Origin of the sequence: Aeromicrobium sp. PE09-221, assembly GCF_002174305.1 — a bacterium.
Taxonomy (GTDB): domain Bacteria; phylum Actinomycetota; class Actinomycetes; order Propionibacteriales; family Nocardioidaceae; genus Aeromicrobium.
This window is the reverse complement of sequence record NZ_MIJB01000111.1, coordinates 1-745: the sequence shown is the minus strand read 5'-3', so window position 1 is coordinate 745 and position 745 is coordinate 1. Positions and strand designations below refer to the sequence as shown.

The 745-nt window shown below is 74.0% G+C and carries 1 protein-coding gene; it reads left to right on the top strand.

Annotated features, from left to right (window positions below):
- Positions 1-745, top strand: a 745-nt coding sequence (locus BHE97_RS19955) for an E3 binding domain-containing protein (RefSeq protein ID WP_170931525.1), incomplete at both ends; no start/stop codon positions are given.

Below are 745 nucleotides of genomic sequence, written 5' to 3'. Positions count from 1 at the left end.
CTAGGCGTGGCGCGGCACGAGCCGGCTCGCGATGGCGCCGTCGGGAGGCCTCAAGCGCCACGGTCGACACCGGGCTCCGGGCCCCGACGGCCGGCGCCCGGGGGGGGTGCAGGGGGGGGGGGGAGGGGCCGGTCGGGGTCGGCGCCGGGCGCGCCGGCGTCGGCTCGGGGGGTGCCGCTCCGGCCGAGTCCTCCGAGCCCGCCGAGGAGCCGGAGCCTGAAGAGGAGCCCGAGGAGCAGCCGGACGAGAACCCGGAGCCCGAGGCCAAGCCGCAGGCGGAGCCCGAGCTCGAGGCGAAGCCCGAGGCCGAGGAGCCGAAGCCCGCTCAGGAGCAGCCGAAGGCCGAGGAGTCCTCCGGCTCGTCGTCGGGTGACGAGGGCTATGTGACCCCGATCGTCCGCAAGCTCGCCAAGCAGCACGGCGTCGACCTGACGTCGCTCACCGGCAGCGGCGTCGGCGGTCGTATTCGCAAGCAGGACGTGCTCGATGCGGCCAAGAAGGCCGAGCAGCCCGAGCCCGCCGCGGCGTCCTCGGCTCCGTCGAGCAGCGCACCGGCTCCGAGCACCGAGGTGTCGGCACTGCGTGGCAAGACCGAGAAGCTCTCGCGTCTGCGCAAGACGATCGCCAAGCGCCTCACCGAGTCGCTGGAGGTCTCGGCGCAGCTCACGCAGGTGCACGAGGTCGATGTCACCGAGGTCGTGCGACTGCGCAACCAGCACAAGGACGCCTTCGGTGAGCGTGAGGG